Consider the following 20,806-nt stretch of genomic DNA (forward strand, 5'->3'; position numbering starts at 1 on the left):
ACGACCCGCAACGTGGAGAACACATGAAAATCATCTCTCAAACGAAAGCCCATGGCGGCGTGCAGGGCGTCTATTCCCATTTGTCGACGAGTTGCCGTTGCGACATGACTTTTGCCGTTTTCATACCTCCGCAGGCGCGGGAGGCGCCTTGTCCCGTTGTGTGGTATCTCTCAGGCCTGACGTGCACCCACGCCAATGTAATGGACAAGGGCGAGTACAGGCGCATGGCCGCCGAGCTTGGCCTGATCGTCGTCTGTCCCGACACCAGCCCGCGTGGGGCCGACATTCCGGATGAAAAAGACAACTGGCAGTTCGGCTCCGGCGCCGGCTTCTATCTCGATGCGACGCAAGAGCCTTATGCGAAGAATTATCGCATGTATTCCTATGTCACCGAGGAGTTGCCGGCCCTCATCGCGGCTGAATTTCCAGCCGATATGGCCCGCCAGGCTATCTCCGGCCATTCCATGGGCGGGCATGGCGCGCTGACGATTGCCTTGAAGAATCCGCAACGTTTCAAGAGCTGCTCGGCATTCGCCCCGATCGCCCAGCCAAGCACCGCCGGCTGGTCGAGACCGGCTTTTGAGAAGTATCTCGGCAAGGATGAGGCCTCGTGGCGAACTTGCGATGCGACGTCGCTCATCGATGACGGATACCGTTTCCCCGAATTCTTGGTGGATCAGGGAACGTCGGATGGATTTCTTGACGACGGGCTGAGGCCTTGGCTGCTTGAAGCGGCCTGCGCCAAAGCGGGTATTCCGCTTAAATTGCGGATGCAGGATGGATATGATCACTCGTATCTTTTCATCTCCAGCTTCATGGACGACCATCTGAGATGGCATGCTGAGAGGCTTTGATCTGGGCAGGCCGAAGGCATGGCTAGATGCAAACAAGTTATCGACTCCGACGCCTTACACCGAGGGCGCCGCGCCTGCCGCCGTCAAACGCTACACATTCAGCCCCGACGCGGCCTATGCGAAAGAGCTGAAAGCGCCTGCCAGCCCCGATAAGATGCCCGAGCCGCCCTGCGGCGACTAGGGCGAAATACCTGACGACATCCAGTATTTCGAGGCGCCAGCGGGTGAGGGGCGGAAAGTGCTGTTCGTCCGTATCGGGCAGGATGAGCCGTTGTTTGACGAGCAGACGCTACTGGTGTTGTCGCCGGGGTAGTTTCGAGATCAAACCCCAACTTGGTGGGACGGAGCAACCCAGTAAGGTTTATCTTGAAAGTGATCTGTAATATTGCTCTGAGGCAATTTTCTCCATGGTTGCCTTGACAACTCGATCTATGGGAGAAGATTCCTGGTAGTCTGCCGGAGCAATAAAATTAACGCGCCCGTCACTCAGCATTTTCTGTGATTTTGTCTTGGCGCCTTTAGTGTGCGGTCTAAATACCGCAACTGATGTGCCGCCGAGATTTTTGACTAGACGGAAACACGGCACGTCGGTAAGTCCATCACCAATGTATAGCATGTTTGAAAAAGGAACCGGCCGATCCTCTGGTGGAACGTATTCATTTATCAATGAATTGTCGTAAACGTTGTGGCTTCCCTTGTTAATTCGAAAAAGATATTGAGTTTTTGTCGTGTAATTTAGCGCTAGCGCAGGCCAGACTGCGATTCCGTGATGATCATAGCAAAAAGAAGAGGCGTATATATTTTTGAAATGCTTAGATATCTTACTGCCAGATATCATCTCTCGAATTCCAGAAGAGATAACGTGGTGAGAAACTTTGATGCCGCCGTCTTTCCCGTAGCTATCTATACGGTCAAACCATTCGGCAACGCCATCGAACAGTTCTAGCCCTTTTCCATAGTTTTCAAAGTCTATTTTGCGAACTGTGACCTCTTTGCTAGATGCTTTTGCAAGCATCAGCTTCATGTATATAAGAATTTCATCTGCGTCATGCTTGATGCAGTCAGCTTTGACCTCACTCCAAAATGTCTTTTTGGTCATTCCAATCGCTGGAATGAAATCTCGCTCCTGCATATTTCCAGGAGCGAGAGTGCCATCAAAGTCGTAACATATTGCCAGAGGAATTAGCTTTTGAACCAATCTCTCAACTATCCTTTCGGCGGATAGGGGTCATTCCCATATGAATTCCTAGCTCTAATTTTGCCGTCCGTTCCCTGCAATAATGCTTCACTTTGTGCGCCCCGCGCAAGTCTTCTTGTTTCAGACCAAGCTTCAGCCTGGGTTGAATGCACCGAAGATGCTCGACTTGCCCCCTCTTTCTTAACGGCCCAGCCGTCGTTACGCTTAGTAGTCCAATAATTTTCCGCCATCGTTCTTCTCCCTTGTGAACAAATCGCGAACAAACTTAGGCCAGCTTCGAGCCTCCTTGCAACCTTTTTCCTCAGCTGCACCCGCTCGTCGAGCCGCATGTATCGCACTTCTCACAAGTCCCATTCCGCACCATGGTAAAGTTCTGGCACTCGGAGCAGGAATTGCCGGTGTAGCCCTGGAGCAGGGACTTGGCGCGGCGGTCGTTGGCGAGTTTCTTGGCTTCGGCCGCCTCGACGGCCGCGGCGTCGGTGAACAATCCCGCGGTGGCGTCGGATGCAGCCGCTTCCTCGAAGGCGATGTCCTCGGCCAGTTCCTTCGCCCGCTCCTCATAGTCGCGCTTGTAGGCGACCGCTTCGTCGCTGGCTGGCTTCAGCGCCAGCACGTTGGAGCCGGAGAAGGCGGTCGGTGCCGAGCGGGCAGGGGCGCCCGAGGGGGCTGCAAAGCCTTTCGGATCGTTGCCGCTGACGCGCGACACCAGCTTCACCGGCGAGGCGCCACGGGTCAGGCCCTTGGAGACCGCATCGGTCTTGCCTTCGCTGATGCCACGGCCAAGTGCGGTGTTGGAAAAGTCCGACTGGTCGACATGGGCGAGGTCGTTGCGGCCGAGATAGGAGATCGCCAGCTCGCGGAACACGTAGTCGAGGATCGACGTCGCGCTCTTGATGGCGTCATTGCCTTGCACCATGCCGGCCGGCTCGAACTTGGTGAAGGTGAAGGCGTGCACATATTCGTCGAGTGGCACGCCATATTGCAGGCCCAGCGAAATGGCGATGGCGAAGTTGTTGAGAAGGCCACGCAAAGTCGCGCCTTCCTTGTTCATGTCGATGAAGATCTCGCCGAGACGGCCATCGTCATATTCGCCGGTGCGCAGGAAGATGGTGTTACCACCGATCTTGGCCTTCTGCGTGTAACCCTTGCGGCGGCCGGGCAGCTTTTCCTGCTCGCGCGACACGCGCTCAATGATGCGTTCGACGATCCGCTCGGTGATCTGTGCGGCACGTGCTGCCGCAGGTGCGGCGAGCAGCTGCTCGACGGCATCATCCTCGTCGTCCTCGCCATCGGCGAGCAGCGAGGAGTTGAGCGGCTGCGACAGCTTCGAGCCGTCGCGGTAGAGCGCGTTGGCCTTCAGCGCCAGCTTCCACGACAGCATGTAGGCGCCCTTGGCGTCTTCCACCGTCGCATCGTTGGGCATGTTGATGGTCTTCGAGATGGCGCCGGAAATGAAGGGCTGTGCCGCCGCCATCATCTGGATGTGGCTGTTGATGGACAGCGAGCGCTTGCCGATCTTGCCGCACGGGCTGGCGCAATCGAACACCGCCAGGTGTTCGGCCTTGAGGAACGGTGCGCCTTCCAGCGTCATCGCACCACAGACATGGATGTTGGCGGCCTCGATGTCTTTGCGGGAGAAGCCGAGCGCCGGCAGGATCTCGAACGAGAAGTCGTTGAGCTGCTCGTCGGTGAACCCGAACGTCTCCTTCACCCAGTCGGCGCCGAGCGTCCACTGGTTGAAGACGAACTTGATGTCGAAGGCCGACTTCAAGGCTGCGTTGAGCGCGGCGATCTTGTCGTCGGTGAAGCCCTTGGCCTTGAGCGCGCCGGGGTTGATGGCCGGCGCCTGGTTGAGATTACCGTGGCCGACCGCATAGGCCTCCATCTCGCCGATCTGGGCTTCGGAGTAGCCGAGCGTGCGCAGCGCTTCCGGCACGGCGCGGTTTATGATCTTGAAGTAGCCGCCGCCGGCCAGTTTCTTGAACTTCACCAGCGCGAAGTCGGGCTCGATGCCGGTGGTGTCGCAATCCATGACCAGGCCGATCGTGCCGGTCGGCGCAATCACGGTCGCCTGCGCGTTGCGGTAGCCATGCTCCTCGCCGAGTTCGATGGCGCGGTCCCAGGCGGCCTTAGCGTGGGTAGCAAGGTCCTGCTGCTTCAGGTCGGAAGCGACCAGCGGCACCGGATTGACGGCGAGCTTCTCGTAGCCCTGCTTCTCGCCATAGGCGGCACGGCGATGGTTGCGCATGACGCGCAGCATGTTCTGCGCATTGCGGTCGTAGTCGGCGAAGGCGCCGAGCTCGCCGGCCATCTCGGCCGAGGTGGCATAGGCCATGCCGGTCATGATCGCGGTGAGTGCGGCGCAGATCGCGCGGCCTTCATCGGAGTCGTAGGGAATGCCCGACGTCATCAGCAGGCCGCCGATATTGGCATAGCCGAGGCCGAGCGTGCGGTATTCGTAGGACTGCTTGGCGATCTCCTTCGACGGGAACTGCGCCATCATGACGGAGATTTCGAGCACGATGGTCCACAGCCGCACCGTGTGCTCGTAGGCTGCGATGTCGATCGTGCCGTCGGCGTTGCGGTAGGGCAGCAGATTGATCGAGGCGAGATTGCAGGCCGTGTCGTCGAGGAACATGTATTCCGAGCACGGGTTGGACGCCCGGATCGCACCGGCGGAAGCGCAGGTGTGCCAGTCATTCATCGTCGTGTTGAAATGCAGGCCGGGATCCGCGGACGCCCAGGCGGCGTAACCGATCTTTTCCCAGAGATCCCTGGCCTTCAGCGTCTTCAGCACCTTGCCGTCCTTGCGGGCGGTCAGGTGCCAGTCGGCATCGTCCTCGACGGCGCGCAGGAAATTGTCCTTCAGCGACACCGAATTGTTGGAGTTCTGGCCCGAAACCGTGAGGTAGGCATCCGAATCCCAATCGGTGTCGTAGGTCTTGAACGACATCGACGAATAGCCCTGCTTGGCGAACTGGATGACGCGGTAGATGTAGTTCTCCGGCACGGCGGACTTCTTGGCCGCCTTGATCTCGCGCTTCAGCGCGGTGTTGATGGCCGGGTCGAAGCAGTCGTCGCCATTGCCTTCGCAGTTGACGCAGGCCTTCATGATCGCTTCGAGATGCTTCTTGACGATCTTCGAGCCGGTCACCAGCGAGGCGACCTTCTGCTCTTCATTGACCTTCCAGTCGATGAATTCCTCGATATCGGGGTGGTCGGCGTCGACAATGACCATTTTGGCGGCGCGGCGCGTGGTGCCGCCCGACTTGATGGCGCCCGCCGCGCGGTCGCCGATCTTGAGGAAGCTCATCAGGCCCGACGAGCGGCCGCCGCCCGACAGCTTTTCGCCTTCGCCGCGCAGCAGCGAGAAGTTGGAGCCGGTGCCGGAGCCGTATTTGAACAGGCGCGCTTCACGCACCCACAGATCCATGATGCCGCCCTCGTTGACGAGGTCGTCCTGTACGCCCTGGATGAAGCAGGCATGCGGCTGCGGATGCTCGTAGGAGGATTTCGACTTGGTCAGCTTGCTGGTGAACGGGTCGACATAGAAGTGGCCCTGGCTCGGGCCGTCAATGCCATAGGCCCAGTGCAGGCCGGTGTTGAACCATTGCGGCGAGTTCGGCGCGACGCGCTGGGTGGCCAGCATGTAGGCAAGCTCGTCGCGGAAGGCGCGCGCGTCTTCCTCCGACCCCTTGAAGTAGCCGCCTTTCCAGCCCCAGTAAGTCCAGGTGCCGGCAAGCCGGTCGAAGACCTGGCGGGCGTCGATCTCGGAACCGTAGCGCTCGGCTTCCGGCAGCTTCGCCAGTTCCGCCTCATCGGCGACGGAGCGCCACAGGAAGGAGGGGACGTCGTTCTCCTCGATCTTCTTAAGGCGTGCGGGGACACCGGCCTTGCGGAAATATTTCTGCGCCAGGATATCGGCTGCAACCTGGGAGAACTGCGCCGGCACGTCGATATTGTCCAAGCGGAACACCACCGAACCATCCGGATTCTTGATCTCCGAAAGCGCCTTGCGGAATTCGATCTCCGCATAGGCAGATTGTCCTGGCTTGGTGAAACGACGCTCGATGCGCATTGGTCCGGTCCCTTTTGTCTATATATAGCGCTTTTCCCAAGGGATTTCTGCCCCCGATGCGAAACGCGCATGTCCGCCGTCTGCCGGGCGTTCGAAACGACCGGCTCTCCATTTTCGCGGTCTCCGCCGGCCCTGCTGGTCAAACTCCTTGCGAAGTATCTGTCCAACGCGCCGACGAACCCGCGGGTCCCTCAAAACTGATTTTTTCCGATTCCCTCGATCGAGGGAAATTCACACTATCTAGCGTCGAACCTACCTGCAAACACTAAATATAGTATTAACAGACAATTTATTCAAGCCCGACAATTGTCCCTATCGTCCCAACCGCCCCACAATCCCAACGCTTCCGCCGGCCTCGTAAACAGGCGGAAATGCGAGCAAAAACGCACATAGTCCGGGAAAAAAGACCGGGCTCAGAACTTTCCGGTCGCACTCTCAACAGGAGCACATGGCCTATAAAAGGCGACTCGTTTTGCGCCGTCAAGGATTCGTTTGCGTAGCTTTTGTGACCCCAACATCTTGTGTGTCACATATGTGGATAACGGGGATAGAATGCAGGCGCGGATCACGATTTTCCGCGCGCAAGCTTGCCCGGGCGTCAGCCGTAATGCAGCCGGGGTTTTGGCTCGGTGCCGGTGAACTGCACCCCGATACGGTCGTTGCGTCGCCAGCGGACCTCGCAACGATAGGCAATGCCGTCGAGCGGCACATAGAGAAGGAAGCGATCTGGGACCCGGGCTTCGAGCGGTATCTTCAGTTCGGCGCCGCCGTCGTGCTGATTGCGCAGCGTGCAGCCCACTTCCGAATTCGAAATTCCGGTGATGATCGACCCGCCCTTGAGCACGCGCGGACGACGCTCGCGCTGGGGCTCGTCGGACTCGTTTGGAATTGGATTTGCGGGACTCGCCATCGATCAAAAATACCAGAGCTGCCGAATCCTATCCTTGATTCCTTAGCAAAGCATTCATGTCGATACGCGGCAACGCATGTCCAGCCCTTGCAAGCCAGTCCCGTTTTGCAAAGAGCGCGGTGTGGCCGCCCGTCAGGAGAAGCTGTGCGGGTCGGCGCAGAAATAGGCGATGATCTGGCAAAGGTCGGGTTCGTTGACCATGCGCACCGCTTCGCTTGCGCGGACCCATTTGCGGGTGCGTGAGTGTTTTTCCTTCCAGCGGTCCGCGACTTTGTCGACATGCAGCGGAAACACCAGGACCTCGCACGGCACTTCTTCGCCGGAAGCCAGTACCTTGGCGTAGAAGTAACGGCCGGCTTCAAGATGAGAGACACGACCGCGCAGCCCGGCCTCCTCGCCGGCTTCGCGCGCCGCGGCCTCGCAGAGCGGCTCCCTGGCCTCGGGCCAGCCCTTGGGCAACACCCATCGACCCGTATCGCGGCTGGTGATCAGCATGATCTCGACGCCGTCTCCCGTGTCGCGCCAAGGCAGGGCGGCAACCTGCAGGCGGCACGGCGCCGTGCCGAAGAGCCGTCGGACCCTTTCGGCCAGATGATTATGTGTCGTTGGCCTCGTCAACATCGAAGAAGCTAGCCCCAGCCTCCGGAATCGTTTGCCGTCTCACGAATCTTACGGCTAATTGTCGGCAATAAAAGTAAAAAATTTCATTCGCCTGGCCGATTTCCGCCGATAGACGTCGATTTCACAAAATATCCGGCCCTGCCGGACCTGTTTGCGAAAGCAAATCATCCCCAGTGCAAGCTGCCGGTCTGTAACAGGCAGGTAGTTCGAATCAGCCCGCGTGGTCGTCGGCGATCGGCTTCTGGTAGGTGAAGCCCATGTCCCACGGGAAATAGATCCAGGTGTCCTGGCTGACTTCGGTGACGAAAGTATCGACCAGCGGCCGGCCTTTCGGCTTGGCGTAGACGGTGGCGAAATGCGCCTTGGGCATCATCGCGCGCACGATGCCCGCCGTCTTGCCGGTGTCGGTCAGGTCATCGATGATCAGCACGCCGGCGCCGTCTTCGGCGAGCAGGGCAGGGGTGATCTCCTTGAGGACCTGCAGCTGCCCCTGGCTGGTATAGTCGTGATAGGAGGCGACGCAGACCGTCTCGATGACGCGGATGCCGAGTTCACGCGAGATGATCGCCGCGGGGACCAGCCCGCCTCGCGTGATGCAGACGATCGCTTTCCATTGTCCCTTGTTGGCGCCGGAAAGCCGCCAGGCGAGCGCCCGGGCGTCGCGATGGAACTGGTCCCAGGAGACCGGAAAGGCTTTTTCGGGAAGGGACATGTCGCGCACTCCACAGCACGCGGGGATCGCGCGCAGGTAAACAGGGGAATGCGCGCGGAATTAGCTGGAAAGCCCCCATCTTGGCAAGAGCAAGGGCCTTGGCAAAGGCAAGGGCCAACGATCGGTGTGGACCTACCGCGACAGGAAGGCTGCCACCGGCGCGGTGCGCAGCACGCTGCGCGTCACGCCGCCGAACAGAAGCTGACGCAGCCATGAGTGGCTGTAGGCACCAAGCACCAGCAGATCGGCGCCGGTTTCCGCGATCCTGGTCTGGATGATGTCATCGACCGAACTGCCGCCCGACTGCTGCACCGAGACGCTGACGGTGGCGCCGTGGCGCGATAGCGCCGACGCGATTTCGGCGCCGGCGGCCTCCGGGCTGTCGTCGAGCGTTTCAGGAGGGTCGATAACCAATATGTCGGTCTTCTCGGCTTCGATGATGAAGGGCAGCGCGTCGAAGGCGGCGCGTGCCGCTTCCTTGCTTCCGTTCCAGGCGAGCAAGACGCGTTTGAAGGTGGTGATCAGCGGACCCTCGTGCGGCACCACCAGCACCGGCCGGCCGGCATCGTAGACCAGCGTGTCTACGTCCGCACTGGAATCGCCGCCCGTTTCGCGCTGCGCCGCTATGATCAGGTCGGCGGCCCGCACGCTCGAAATCCCGGTCAGCGCGCTGTCACCCGAAAAGCTTTCCAGGCTTCGCCACTCGAAGGAAAGACCGGAATCCTCGATATGCCTGAGAAACAGCGTCCTCAACTTCTCGGCCCGTTCCCGGTTCATGTCTGCCGAAACCTGCAGGAATTCGGTGTCGGGAAAGCCTGTGGCGGAGGTGTAGGGCACGGGAAGCGTTTCGGCGTGGATGCCGACCAGATGGCTCTGAAACCGGGTGGCGAGCGGAATGGCGCAGTCGAGCACGCGCTCGGCGTCCTGCTCGTTCTGCAGAATGGCGACGATGGTTTTGAATCGCATGATGATCCCTCAATCTACGAGCTAGCGAACTCGTGCCGGGGAAACGTTGCAGCGTCGTGCTTGGTTCCGGTCTGGCTCAGATCAGCCGGGACTGTCGGCGAACCCCGCGACCATTGCCTCGACATCGGCGCGGGCGGCGTCCAGCGCCTCCTGGCTGCGGGCACGCACGACCAACTCGGTCCAGAACTTGCCATCGCCATATTTCGGGTAGGAGCCGATGATCGTATCGGGATGCGCTTTCTGGATATCACCCAGCGGCCCGCCGATGAGGCCTTCGCCGAACGGGCAGGGCACGGTCGCCGACAGCATCTTCGTGCCGGCCTTCAGCGTCGGCACGACATTGTCGAGCATGGCTTGGAAAATCGATGGCACGCCGGCCATGACGTGGACGTTGCCGATGCGGAAGCCAGGCGCGACCGACACCGGATTGTCGATGAGATCGGCGCCGCGCGGCATCCGCGCCATGCGCTTGCGGGCCTGCGTGTATTCGATGCCGCGCGCGGCATAGCTTGCTTCCAGCATCGCATAGGCCCGGGCATCGTATTCGCAAGGCACGCCAAAAGCCTTGGATATGGAATCGGCCGTGATGTCGTCATGCGTCGGACCGATGCCGCCGGTGGTGAACACATAGGTGTAACGGCTGCGCACGGCATTCACCGCCGCGATGATCTCGTCTTCCTCGTCAGGGACGATGCGCACTTCCTTGAGGTCGATGCCGATCGCCGTCATGATGTCGGCGAGATGGCCGATGTTCTTGTCCTTGGTGCGGCCGGACAGAATCTCATCGCCGATGACGAGCATGGCGGCGGTCACGATTTCAGGCATGGAAGGCTCCGGCAAGGCGAGTGGCCTGGGAAGGCGAGTGGTCTGAGATAGCGCGGCGCGACGGTGGCCGCAATGTCATCTTCGCGCCGCCAAGGCGAGCCGATGAGGTCAAGGATCTAGGTTCGAACTGGTCGAGGGAATAGGGCACATGCCGCAATTCGTGATCCCGGAGCGAACCGCCGCATTCATCGAGCGCATCGCCGGCCGGGCTTTGCTGGTCAGGGCCTCACCTCAGCTTCACGACAATTTCAAGGAACCATTCGGCTGACTACCGGGTTTTATGAGTGTTGCACCAAGGCGGCTAAGATACGGAGTGATTCAATGGTTACAAAAATTCTCGCAGCATCTGTTCTGACGATCGGTCTCGCAACATCGGCGATGGCGCAGTCACTAGACGACAGGTATTCCAACAATCGTGATTGGTGGCTGTTCGGCGACAACGACCAGACAACTGTCGACCCCTATACCACGGGAAGCATCCGTGACGGCTCCGGGTTGAACACCCAAGGCAATACCGGCGCAATAGGCCCATGTGCCCACAACACGCCCGGCCCGGACGCCAACGCAGGGCAAAACGTCAACGATCAGTATTGCGGCAAATAGCCAGAACGCGATTTCCGAAAAGCGCACACTGATTTTCTGGAAAGCAATGTTCGAGGGCTAGTCCGCAAGGACAGCCGCTGGCCGCTGGCGCGTCCTTTCTCCGGACGGCGCTGCGGTCGGCGCCCTGTCGGACCGCTCAACATCAAGCGCTATACCGAATTAATCTGAGACTTCTGTCTGCGGCCGGTCGCGGCCGTCGGCCAATTCTTCGTGCCATTTGCCTTCGGCGTCCTCATACTGGATGCCGTCGGTCGCTCCGGCGACCTGCTGCTCGGCCGAGGCGATTTCGGCTGCGCGCAATGCGTCCTGATGCGTGGGAAACGTCTCGGAAAAGGTCGCTCCGACCTTGTAGGCCCAGCCGCCGTCATGCTCGACGATCTTGTAAGTCAGCTTCGCCATGGAAAACCTCCGGTTGAAAGGTCCGTCTGCTCAATGCAGCCGGTCGTCGGGCAGTCTGTCGTCGGGCACCAGCACTTCCGATTCCTTGGCGGCTTCAATCAGCGCCCGGCGCGCATCTGCTGTCGAACGATAACCTTCCAGCACTTTGAGGCAAGTGTCGAGGGCATCACGATGGCGCGGGCCGCGATTGAGCGGCCACACCGTCATCAGGCACTCCGCGGCCTCCTGGGCGCTGCGGATGTGGCGATATTTGCCGACGTGGCCAAGTTCGACGACGACCGGCACTTCAAAAGGTTTGTTGTCCATCATGGCCGCAACGCAAAGCAGCCAATTTGGTTGCAACCATGGCCGTCAGCCTGCGCCCAAACGTCTCAGAGGCTGTTTGAAGGCTCTACACCTGCGGTCAGCGCGCAACCGGCAAGAATGCCCTGAACAGTTTCCTCCGACGCCCGCCGCAGCCTCGTCCCACCCAACAGCTTGCGGACGGAATAGCTGCGAAGCACCGTCAAACTGTCTGGAGACAGGAGGGGCGCGCGTTTCGGGAGCGCGGACCGTTCAGCCCACCGCCTTCATCCAGTGCTGCATCGTGGTCACCGAACGGGCAAGCTGCGGCGCCGGGTGGATCGTTTCGCTGAATGTCGCCGCCGCACGCCATCCCCAGCGCGGATCAGCCAGGAAGGCCCGCGCCAGCGCCACCATGTCGGCGCGGCCCTCGGTGAGGATCGCTTCGGCCTGCTTGGGGTCGTCGATCAGGCCGACGGCACGGGTCGGAATATCAGCACCCTTGCGCACCGCCTCCGCCAGATGCACCTGATAGCCGGGGCCGGTGGGCAATTTCTGCAACGGCGAATTGCCGCCGCTCGAGCAGCAGAGATAGGCAACGCCCTCGTCCTTGAGCGCTTTGGCCACTTCGATCGCGTCCGCCACGTCGAAGCCGCCATCGACCCAATCCATCACCGACAGCCGCGCGCCGAGCATCAGCTTTGGCGTAGCCTTGCGCACCGCCTTGGCGATTTCGACGGCAAGACGCATGCGGTTTTCCAGCGAGCCGCCCCAGCGGTCCGTGCGCTGGTTGGACAAGGGCGACAGGAACTGGAAGATCAAATAGCCATGCGCGGCGTGCAGTTCGATGAAATCGAAGCCGGCGCGTTCGGCCCGCCTTGCGGCTTCGGCGAAGCGTTCGATGAGCTGCAGGATCTCCTCGTCCTCCAGTGCGTGCGGCACGTTCCAGCCGGTGTCGTAGGGGATGGCCGAGGCGGAAACGGTCTGCCAGGGATCCTCGTTTGGCTGCAGTGGCCCGCCGCCTTCCCACGGCTTGCGGTTCGAAGCCTTGCGGCCGGCATGGGCGAGTTGGGAGCCGAATTTCGTGCCGGGTGCGGCGACGCGTCGTGCGGCGTTCAGTGCGCGGCGGGCGGCGGCTTCATTGTCTTCGGAATAAAGGCCGAGGCAGCCATGGGTAATACGCCCGCGCCGCTCGACATCGGTCATCTCGACTGTGACCATGCCGGCACCGGACATTGCGAGATTCATCCAGTGATGGAGATGCCAGTCACTGGCCGAGCCGTCGTCGGCGGAATACTGGCACATCGGCGCGACGGCGATGCGGTTGGGAAAGGTGAGGCCGTCGAGGGTGATCGACTGGAAAAGCGACGCTGTCATGAGAAACTCCGGGAGGGTTCGCAGCTATTTAGGCGACCGATGGCGCCTGCGCCAGACACGAGGCGGTGAAAGGGGTTCTGGACCAATCACTGACGGGATTGCCGAAATGCCGGTTCGCGGATAGGCCTCGGCAATGCATGGCGCCCAAAAGTGGCCCGGTTTGGGAGAACGACACGCATAAAACAGGAGCATAAAGCGCGACGCGCTTTTGCATGGAGACCACGATGGAAGATCGTATTCGCGTCCGTTCGGAGGAAATCCTCTCCGACGACTGGGCCGTCCTGAAGAAGACCGTTCTCGACTACCGTCGGCGCGACGGTCAGTGGGAGACGCAAATCCGCCAGACCTATGATCGCGGCGATGGCGCGGTGATCCTGCCTTACGACCCCTTGCGTTCGACCGTGCTTCTGGTGCGCCAGTTCCGCTATCCCGCCTACGTCACCGGCCACCGCGAGCCGCTGATCGAGGCCTGTGCCGGCCTGTTGGACGAAAACGATCCCGAAACCTGCATCCGAAAGGAGGCGGAGGAAGAACTCGGCTACCGGCTGCAGAACGTCGAGCGGCTGTTTTCGCCCTATATGAGCCCCGGCAGCGTCACCGAACGTCTCTGGTTTTTCATCGCCCGTTATTCACCCGCCGACCGCATCTCGGCCGGCGGCGGCGCGCAAGAAGAGGGCGAGGACATCGAGGTCCTGGAAATGCCGCTCGACGAGGCCCTGGCCGGCATCGCCGATGGCCGTATCCTCGACGCCAAGACCATTATTCTGATCCAGCATCTGAAGCTCAATCCGATCGCTGCCTGAACCGAGCTTCGGTGGCCGCCACCCGAAGCTCGCAGAGCGAAGGGTGGTGCGGATGAAGGGACTCGAACCCCCACGCCTTTCGGCACTGGAACCTAAATCCAGGGCGTCTACCAGTTCCGCCACATCCGCATGGACCGGCAATCCCATGTGGCCATCATTCTGTCAATGTCGGAGACAAGATGTAGAGGTCAGGGACAAGATGTGGTCAGGTCCAAATGCTGGTTATTCGCCGGGATGCGAAGACTGTTGAAAATTGGCCTCGCCTGTGACAAAAGGCGTGTCAAATGTGACGGGACGCGACGATCCGCTTCTGCAGAATGTGATAAGAAGTAGGAAAAACAAGAACTTATTCACATTTTGGAACGCAGTTTGGGAGAGTTTGAGCCGGGTTTTCGGTCAAATCGCCAGGTTCCGTACCAAAAGCCATTCCCGGCAAGAATATACCGGCAGGCTGTGAACGGCAGAGGCCGTGGCAGTCTCATTGGTGAAAACAAAGGTTTTACGATGCAGGTCACCGAAACGCTCAACTCCGGTCTCAAGCGAGAGATCAAGATCACCGTGCCGGCCGGTGACATGGAAGCCAAGCTGATGGCGCGGCTTTCGGATGCCCGCAACAAGGTCCGCATCAACGGCTTCCGTCCCGGCAAGGTGCCGGTGCAGCACCTGCGCAAGGTTTACGGCAAGTCGTTCATGGCCGAAGTGGTCAACGAAATCCTCAACGATTCGACCCGTTCGATCATTACCGGGCGTGGTGAAAAGGCTGCCATGCAGCCCGAAGTCATCATGACCGAGGACGAGAAGGAAGCCGAGAAGATCCTTGCCGGCGGCGCCGACTTCGAATTCCGCCTCAACTACGAGATCATTCCGGCGATCGAGATCAAGGACTTTTCCGACATCAAGGTGACACGCCAGGTGTTCGACGTGCCTGATGCCGAGATCGACGAGCAGGTTCAGCGCGTTGCCGAATCGGCGCGCAGCTATGAGCCGAAGACCGGCAAGGCCGCCAATGGCGACCGCGTCACCATCGACTATGTCGGCAAGATCGACGGCGAGGCCTTCAATGGCGGCGCCGGCACCGATCAGCCGCTGGTTCTGGGCTCGAAGGAGTTCATCCCCGGCTTCGAGGATCAGCTGGTCGGCGCCAAGGCCGGTGACGAAAAGCAGGTCACCGTGACTTTCCCGGAAAACTACCAGGCCGCGCATCTGGCCGGCAAGGAAGCGACCTTCGACGTCACCGTCAAGGAAGTGTCCCAGCCCGGCGCGCTGGAAATCAACGACGAGACCGCCAAGAACCTCGGCCTGGAGTCGCTGGAGCGCCTGCGCGACGTCGTACGCGGCCAGATCGAGAACCAGTTCGGCGCTATGACGCGCCAGAAGGTCAAGCGCCAGCTGCTCGACCAGCTCGACGCGGCCTATTCGTTCGAGGCGCCATCGAAGCTCGTCGACGCCGAGTTCAACAACATCTGGGCGCAGGTCAATCGTGACCTGGAAGCAGCCGGACGCACCTTCGCCGACGAAGAGACGACGGAAGAAGAGGCGCGCGCCGAGTATCTGCGGCTTGCCGAGCGCCGTGTGCGCCTCGGCCTGGTGCTGGCTGAAATCGGCGAGAAGGCCGGCGTGACCGTATCGGACGAAGAGCTGCAGCGCGGCCTGTTCGAGCAGGTGCGCCGCTATCCCGGCAATCAGCAGCAGGAAGTCTTCGAGTTCTACCGCAACAATCCGGAAGCGTTGAACACGCTGCGCGCGCCGATGTTCGAGGAAAAGGTGGTCGATCATCTCCTCGGCCAGATTTCGGTCACCGACGTCAAGGTCAGCAAGGAAGAGCTGATGGCCGACGACGAGGAGGACGACACCGCTACCAAGGCGAAGCCGGCGAAGAAAGCCGCCGCCAAGAAGGCCGACGCCAAGACGGCCGACGACGCGGAAGAGCCCAAGAAGAAGGCCGCGCCGAAGAAGAAGGTCGCCGAATAACACCAGCGCTCCGCTGAAACAGGAAGGCCGCCCTCGAGGCGGCCTTTTTCGTTGCCAAACTGCAACAGCCGCCATGCTTCGCGAGCGACGGCCTGTGGCGACCAAGCTTTGATCATTATCTGCGCCTCTATTGCAAGCCGCTTGGTTTTTGGAGGGCGTGTTGAGACTGTTCGTCGAATTGGGACACGCTTCGGCAATCGCGCTGATCCTTGTCTCGGTCTGCGGCATTGCCCAGGCCGGCACGGTGCCTGACAACTGGCGCTTCGGCACGAGCGAAGACGGCCTCGTCACGGCCTCGCTCTATGCCACCAACAAGCTGATCACCGGCGGCGGTGCCTTGAGCTACAGCCCGATCCTGACGATTGCCTGCCGGGCAAACGGCGAGCCGCATTGGACTGAATGGCTGCAATTGAACGACGCTGTTTCGGCCAGCCGCAAGATCACCATGTCGATCACGGTCGATCAGGAGAGCAAGTTCGATGAAAGCTGGGCGGTCGGGCCGCGCGGCCGGATGCTTGTGCGCGATGGCGCCGATGGCATCAGGCGCCTTGTTGCCGCGAACCGGCTCCAGCTTTCGTGGCGGTTCGGGCTGCTGGCGGGGCGCGGCGAGGCCGATTTCGACCTCGCCGGGTTCGGCGAAGCGGTCAACCAGGTAGCCGGCAGCTGCAACACCGATCCGCCGTGAACGGACCGCAACGGGCACGGCTTGCTGCACAGGCGTTCAGCTCAAATCACGTGCGCAAGCTCGCCGGGTGTCAGAACGCGACGACGTCACCAGGCAGTGGCGCAACCATGCCTGCAGTGCGGCAAAGATCGATCACTTGCCGCATGGCGGGAACTCGAGGGCGTGCCGCCGCCGGTCGATGACCAGAAGCCGCGGCTCCTGTCGAAGGGCCATGGCCCCTATGCTGCGTTGTCGCACTGCCAATCGTCTGCCCGCTAGCGGCACCATTTTTCGACGGCAATTGCAATTGCCTTGGTGCAATCGACGAGATCGCGCACCGAAACGCGTTCGTTCGGCTGATGCGCCTGCGCGGGGTCGCCGGGACCGAAATTGACGGTCGGCGTGTTGCCGAGTCCGGTCGGCAGGCCGATGTCGCTGTGCGCGCCAAAGCCACTCAGGACCGGCGAGAGATTGGCTTCTTTGACGGCCTCCTGGAAGACGCCGACAAAGGGATTGTCCGACGGGATTTCGGCGCAGTCGGCGTCGAGGATCCACTCGACGCGGGCGGGGTGCTTTCGCAGATATGGGTCTGCCTGACAGACATTGGCGATGTGCTCTTCGATTTCGCGTTTGACGTTGCCGCCCAGTTTGAACTCGTCATGCTCGCTTGGCAGATACTGGGCGTCGATGATGATCTCGCCGCGCCCTGCCATGGAGGAGGGATGTTCGCCGGCGCTCATCTGGGTGACGATGATTTGGTTGGGCAGGTCCATCAACGGATGGTTCTTTCTGGGATCGAACATCCAGCGCCGGTTGAGGATGTCGATGCCGTCGAGGATTTGCCGGCAAAGCTGGACGGCATCGACCGGGCCGCTCGAATACCAGGCATTGGGCGTCAGCTCCGCATGCCCGCCTATGCCGTCAATGATGATCTTCCCCCACAGAATGCCGTGACAGAGCGGTGCGATCCTGTTCGCCGTCGGTTCGGTCATGATGCCGGCGTCGGCGTGAAAGCCGCGATCGACCATGGCCAGCGACCCCATGCCGCCGATTTCCTCGTCGACGACCGTGGTGAAGACGACGTCTCCGGACAGGGGAATGTCGAGTCCCCTCAGGATCTCGACGGCCATCAGCATGCAGGCGACGCCGCCTTTCATGTCGACCGTACCACGGCCGTGTAGAAATCCGTCCTTGAGGACGGGCTGGAACGGGTCGGTCGTCCAGTGCCCGGCGGCGCCGGGCGGGACGACATCGATATGGCCGGTCAGCATGATGGAGCGACCGCCGCCCGTGCCCTTCAAGATACCTCCGAGATTGGGGCGGCCTTCGAACGTCCTGCCTTTGTTGGCGCCGGCCCGCCCCTTGTATTTTTCGTAGAGTGCTGCCCCATCCGGGTCCCATAGATCGGTCGAGAAGCCTAGCGCCTCGATCCGCTTTTGCAGATAGAGCTGGCAATCACGCTCGCCGGGGCCGGCCTCCTTTGGATCGGATTTCACGATCGAGGGGAAGGCGACGAGATCGCTCAGCGTTTGGACGATACGGTCAGCGCTTGCCTCGACGCGCGCGGCAATGATCTCTTCCATGGACGGCATCATGATCTCCAACGTTGGGAAAGTCGGTCGGCGAGAAGGACGAAAACCAGAAGGGCGCCGACAATCCCCACCTGCCAAACCGTGTTGATGTTCAATTGCAGAAGGCCGGTCTTCAGCGTGACCAGCAGCAGGACGGCCGCGAACACGCCACCGACGCCGCCGCGCCCTCCGGTGATGGCGATGCCGCCGAGCATGGCGGCAGTCAGCGATTCAAGTTCGAGGTTCTGGCCGATATTGGGCCTGCCGCTGCCGAGCCAGGCGATCGAGACGAGTCCCGCGGCGCCGGCGAGCGCGCCACTCAAGGCGTAGAGGACCAAGCGAACGCGATCGACCGGAATACCGACCAGCCTGGCCGAGCGTTCGTTGAAGCCCATGGCGTAGATCCAGCGCCCCCACGCTGTCGAGAGCAGCACCAAACTGGCTAGCGCAAAGCAGGGGATGGCAAGGGTGAGAAAGGGCAGGGGAATGCCCATGACGACGCCGCGCCCCCACGCAAGCAGCCAGGAGGGCACGCCGGCTTGGGCCGCGCCGCCGGTAATGGCAAGTGCAGCGCCGGAATAGACGAAGAAGGTGCCGAGCGTCGCGATGAAGGGGAGAAGCGCGAGCCCGTTCACCAGCCATCCGTTCAAGGCACCGAGCATCGCGCCGGCCAGGATGCAGACGGCGGGCAGCAGGACCGGCGGCAATCCCAGCTTGAGGCAAAGCATCGCGACGATGGCGGACAGCGAGACCGCACCGCCGACCGAGAGGTCGATGCCGGCGCCACCGGCCATGATGACCAACCCTTGTCCAAGGCCGACCAGGGCAAGGATCGTCGAGAACTGAAGAATGGTGGTGACGGTACCGAGATTGAAGACAGAAGGCTTGAGCGCCAGCAGGCCGACAATCACGATCAGCCAAAGCATACAGAGCAGAGCCAGGGTAAGGGCCGGGCCCTGCAGGTTGCGGAGCGTTTTCATGCGCGGGCTCGTTGAAATCTGCCGAGCGGCAATCGGTTGCAAACAGCTTCGAAGCCAAGCACGCCGATGATGAGAACGCCGGTGACGACAGGCTGCCAAAGGGAGGGGACACCGATCAGCAGCAGACCGTTTTGCAGGATTCTAAGCAGAAGCACGCCGAGCACGGTGCCGATCAGGCTGCATCTGCCGCCCAATATGCTGGTGCCGCCAAGAATGACCGCGGCAATGGCGTCGAGCGCCAGCGTGCTGCCGATCGTCATCTCCACATTGCGGTAGGTGGCGACATAGAACGTGGCGGCAATGCCAGTCAGCACACCGCTGATGACGAAGGTCGTGAAGCGGATCTTGATCACTGGGATGCCAGAAAGCCGCGCTTTTTCCTCCGAATTGCCGATCGCCAGCAGATGCAGCCCATAAGGGGTTCGCCGCAGCGCCAGCCAGACGGCCAGATAGGCAGCGGCAATCACCAGGGCAGGGACGGGGACGCCGAGCACGCTGGTTGCAAGAATATCTGTAAGGCTCGAGGGCAGGCCCGAAAGCCATTGCCCTCCGAGAAGTACGAAGACGGCGGTGCGGTAGACACCGAGCAGGCCGAGTGTACCGACAATTGCCGGAACGCGGCCGAGGACAACGACGGCGGCGGTCACGCATCCCAGCAGCGCACCGACCAAAGGGCCTGCAATGAGCGCCAGCAGCGGATTGCCGCCGGCGCCGAGCACGCGCCCGATGGCGATCGCCGCCAGACCCATGACGATGCCGATCGAGACATCGATGCCGCCCATGGCGAGCAGCAGGGTCATGCCAAGGCCGATCAGCAGCAGTTCGACGCTGTTGCGCAAGACCGTGGCTGCATTGCCTGATGTCGCGTAGTGCGGCGATGCGACAGAAAAGATGACGATCGCCAGCAAACAGGCGACAAGCAGAGACCACTCCCGCCCGTTCATGGAGAAGACACCGTTTCCAAACTGCCGCACTACGTTCATCTCAGAGCTCAGAAGTTGAACTTGTCGACATTGTCCTTGGTGAAGACAGCCGGCGGCCCGAGAAGCAAAATGCCCTTGGCGGCATCATAGGTGACTGGCTTTTCCAGGCCGGCGACCTTGTTTTCCGCTTCGAAGCTCTTGCCGTCGATCAGCTGTTTGCCGGCCCAGACCGTGAGATAGCCGAGTTGCTCGGGATCCCAGAGCACGGTGAAGCCGAAGGCTCCGCTCTTCAGGTAGGACCGTGCCGTGTTCGGGCTGCAATAGCCGGCACCGATGACCGAGCCGATCTTGCCTGCGGTTTCGATGGCCTGGGCTACGCCCGGGCATGTCGAGGAGGCGACGGCGATGATGGCCTTGATGTCCGGGTTGGCCGCCATCAGATCGCCTGATATTTGCGCGGCGCGTTCGGCGGTGCCGCCGGCGAATTGCGGCGCGAGCAGCTTCAGCTTCGGATATTTGGCGGTGGCTTGCTTCTGCATGAAGCCGATCCAGGCGTTGAGATTGGACGCCGTTGCCTCGCCGGAGACGATGCCGATGGTTGCGTCCTCGCCGACGCGCTTGACGAGTTCGTCGACAATGGTTGTGCCGAGGCCTTCGTCGGTCGCCTGCGCCACATAGACGGCGCGGCCGCTGTCGGGCGCGTCGCTGTCACTGGTGAACAGCTTGATGCCTTTCGCCTTGGCGCTCTCGACCACGGGTGCGATGCTGGAGGCATCGAGGACGCTGACCGAGATCGCCTCGACGCCCTGATCGATCAGGTTCTGGACGATCTGCAACTGGTCGACCGGATTGGTGTCGACGGGACCGGAATAGATGAAATCGACGCCGAGATCCTTGGCGGCGCGATTGCCGCCGGCTTCCATGGCGTTGAAGTAAGGGATGCCGATCAATTGCGGAACGAAGGCGACCTTGTGTTTGTCCGCGGCATGCGCCGCGGTTGCAATGGCGAGTGACAGTGCGGATGCGGCGAGCACTTTCTTGAACTGTGAAAGCATTGTGTTTGAACCTC

At 61.1% G+C, this 20,806-nt stretch carries 20 protein-coding genes and 1 tRNA gene; 5 read left to right on the top strand and 16 right to left on the bottom strand.

What is annotated here, in order from left to right:
- The first annotated feature begins 23 nt into the window (after window positions 1–23).
- Window positions 24–854 carry an S-formylglutathione hydrolase gene (fghA, locus tag NKJ37_RS06105; protein WP_352773204.1) on the top strand — a complete coding sequence of 277 codons (831 nt, stop codon included), beginning with the start codon at window positions 24–26 and terminating at the stop codon, window positions 852–854.
- A gap of 361 nt (window positions 855–1,215) precedes the next feature.
- Here fghA and NKJ37_RS06110 read toward each other — a convergent pair whose 3' ends face one another.
- From NKJ37_RS06110 to NKJ37_RS06145, 8 genes are all read right to left on the bottom strand, one after another.
- On the bottom strand, window positions 1,216–2,052 hold the full coding sequence (locus NKJ37_RS06110) for an HAD family hydrolase (protein WP_352773207.1): 837 nt from the start codon (window positions 2,050–2,052) through the stop codon (window positions 1,216–1,218).
- Window positions 2,053–2,060: 8 nt separating this feature from the next.
- Window positions 2,061–2,381: a DUF2188 domain-containing protein gene (locus NKJ37_RS06115; RefSeq protein WP_352773210.1), complete on the bottom strand. Its 321-nt coding sequence runs from the start codon at window positions 2,379–2,381 to the stop codon at window positions 2,061–2,063.
- Window positions 2,354–6,130, bottom strand: coding sequence for a vitamin B12-dependent ribonucleotide reductase (locus tag NKJ37_RS06120; protein ID WP_352773213.1), 3,777 nt, complete (start codon window positions 6,128–6,130; stop codon window positions 2,354–2,356). The genes NKJ37_RS06115 and NKJ37_RS06120 overlap by 28 nt, the downstream gene beginning before the upstream one ends.
- A gap of 598 nt (window positions 6,131–6,728) precedes the next feature.
- Window positions 6,729–7,040, bottom strand: coding sequence for a PilZ domain-containing protein (locus NKJ37_RS06125; RefSeq protein ID WP_352773215.1), 312 nt, complete (start codon window positions 7,038–7,040; stop codon window positions 6,729–6,731).
- A gap of 132 nt (window positions 7,041–7,172) precedes the next feature.
- Window positions 7,173–7,661, bottom strand: a complete 489-nt coding sequence (locus NKJ37_RS06130; RefSeq protein WP_023810435.1) for an NUDIX hydrolase — start codon at window positions 7,659–7,661, stop codon at window positions 7,173–7,175.
- Window positions 7,662–7,872: 211 nt separating this feature from the next.
- Window positions 7,873–8,373 (bottom strand): xanthine phosphoribosyltransferase, encoded by a 501-nt coding sequence (gpt, locus tag NKJ37_RS06135; protein WP_128303340.1) that lies wholly within the window; start codon window positions 8,371–8,373, stop codon window positions 7,873–7,875.
- Window positions 8,374–8,505: 132 nt separating this feature from the next.
- A complete protein-coding gene (locus tag NKJ37_RS06140; protein WP_023810436.1) occupies window positions 8,506–9,339 on the bottom strand; it encodes a universal stress protein in 834 nt (277 codons plus the stop codon).
- Between the two features lie 81 nt (window positions 9,340–9,420).
- Complete coding sequence (locus NKJ37_RS06145; protein WP_352773218.1) at window positions 9,421–10,164, bottom strand: competence/damage-inducible protein A; 744 nt, start codon at window positions 10,162–10,164, stop codon at window positions 9,421–9,423.
- 321 nt (window positions 10,165–10,485) lie between these two features.
- Between NKJ37_RS06145 and NKJ37_RS06150 the strand changes: the two genes are divergently transcribed.
- A complete protein-coding gene (locus NKJ37_RS06150; protein ID WP_023810439.1) occupies window positions 10,486–10,767 on the top strand; it encodes a hypothetical protein in 282 nt (93 codons plus the stop codon).
- A 159-nt stretch (window positions 10,768–10,926) separates the two neighbouring features.
- Here the strand turns inward: NKJ37_RS06150 and NKJ37_RS06155 are convergent, their stop codons facing one another.
- The 3 genes from NKJ37_RS06155 to NKJ37_RS06165 all read right to left on the bottom strand — a co-directional run bounded on the left by NKJ37_RS06155 (window position 10,927) and on the right by NKJ37_RS06165 (window position 12,825).
- Window positions 10,927–11,166 (bottom strand): DUF2188 domain-containing protein, encoded by a 240-nt coding sequence (locus NKJ37_RS06155; protein ID WP_013532013.1) that lies wholly within the window; start codon window positions 11,164–11,166, stop codon window positions 10,927–10,929.
- A gap of 30 nt (window positions 11,167–11,196) precedes the next feature.
- Window positions 11,197–11,475, bottom strand: a complete 279-nt coding sequence (locus tag NKJ37_RS06160) for a DUF982 domain-containing protein (RefSeq protein ID WP_013532012.1) — start codon at window positions 11,473–11,475, stop codon at window positions 11,197–11,199.
- A gap of 246 nt (window positions 11,476–11,721) precedes the next feature.
- On the bottom strand, window positions 11,722–12,825 hold the full coding sequence (locus NKJ37_RS06165) for an NADH:flavin oxidoreductase/NADH oxidase (RefSeq protein WP_128303343.1): 1,104 nt from the start codon (window positions 12,823–12,825) through the stop codon (window positions 11,722–11,724).
- 224 nt (window positions 12,826–13,049) lie between these two features.
- Here NKJ37_RS06165 and NKJ37_RS06170 point away from each other — a divergent pair, with 224 nt between their 5' ends.
- Window positions 13,050–13,628, top strand: a complete 579-nt coding sequence (locus NKJ37_RS06170; protein WP_352555253.1) for an NUDIX domain-containing protein — start codon at window positions 13,050–13,052, stop codon at window positions 13,626–13,628.
- Window positions 13,629–13,672: 44 nt separating this feature from the next.
- On the opposite strand, the gene NKJ37_RS06175 is transcribed toward NKJ37_RS06170, so the two are convergent.
- Window positions 13,673–13,757 (bottom strand) — tRNA-Leu (locus NKJ37_RS06175).
- A gap of 375 nt (window positions 13,758–14,132) precedes the next feature.
- On the opposite strand from NKJ37_RS06175, the gene tig reads away from it, so the two are divergent.
- Both tig and NKJ37_RS06185 read left to right on the top strand, forming a co-directional pair.
- Window positions 14,133–15,599, top strand: coding sequence for a trigger factor (gene tig, locus NKJ37_RS06180; RefSeq protein WP_352773221.1), 1,467 nt, complete (start codon window positions 14,133–14,135; stop codon window positions 15,597–15,599).
- Between the two features lie 160 nt (window positions 15,600–15,759).
- Window positions 15,760–16,284 (top strand): hypothetical protein, encoded by a 525-nt coding sequence (locus tag NKJ37_RS06185; RefSeq protein ID WP_127327511.1) that lies wholly within the window; start codon window positions 15,760–15,762, stop codon window positions 16,282–16,284.
- 254 nt (window positions 16,285–16,538) lie between these two features.
- On the opposite strand, the gene NKJ37_RS06190 is transcribed toward NKJ37_RS06185, so the two are convergent.
- The 4 genes from NKJ37_RS06190 to NKJ37_RS06205 are packed head-to-tail and all read right to left on the bottom strand — an operon-like array spanning window position 16,539 to window position 20,792.
- Window positions 16,539–17,858: a M20 family metallopeptidase gene (locus tag NKJ37_RS06190; protein WP_352773224.1), complete on the bottom strand. Its 1,320-nt coding sequence runs from the start codon at window positions 17,856–17,858 to the stop codon at window positions 16,539–16,541.
- Complete coding sequence (locus NKJ37_RS06195; RefSeq protein ID WP_352773227.1) at window positions 17,855–18,856, bottom strand: ABC transporter permease; 1,002 nt, start codon at window positions 18,854–18,856, stop codon at window positions 17,855–17,857. The genes NKJ37_RS06190 and NKJ37_RS06195 overlap by 4 nt, the downstream gene beginning before the upstream one ends.
- Window positions 18,811–19,758, bottom strand: a complete 948-nt coding sequence (locus tag NKJ37_RS06200; protein WP_352773230.1) for an ABC transporter permease — start codon at window positions 19,756–19,758, stop codon at window positions 18,811–18,813. The genes NKJ37_RS06195 and NKJ37_RS06200 overlap by 46 nt, the downstream gene beginning before the upstream one ends.
- A gap of 47 nt (window positions 19,759–19,805) precedes the next feature.
- On the bottom strand, window positions 19,806–20,792 hold the full coding sequence (locus NKJ37_RS06205; protein ID WP_027036878.1) for an autoinducer 2 ABC transporter substrate-binding protein: 987 nt from the start codon (window positions 20,790–20,792) through the stop codon (window positions 19,806–19,808).
- Window positions 20,793–20,806 lie beyond the last annotated feature (14 nt).

Origin of the sequence: Mesorhizobium sp. M0140, assembly GCF_040322475.1 — a bacterium.
Taxonomy (GTDB): Bacteria; Pseudomonadota; Alphaproteobacteria; order Rhizobiales; family Rhizobiaceae; genus Mesorhizobium.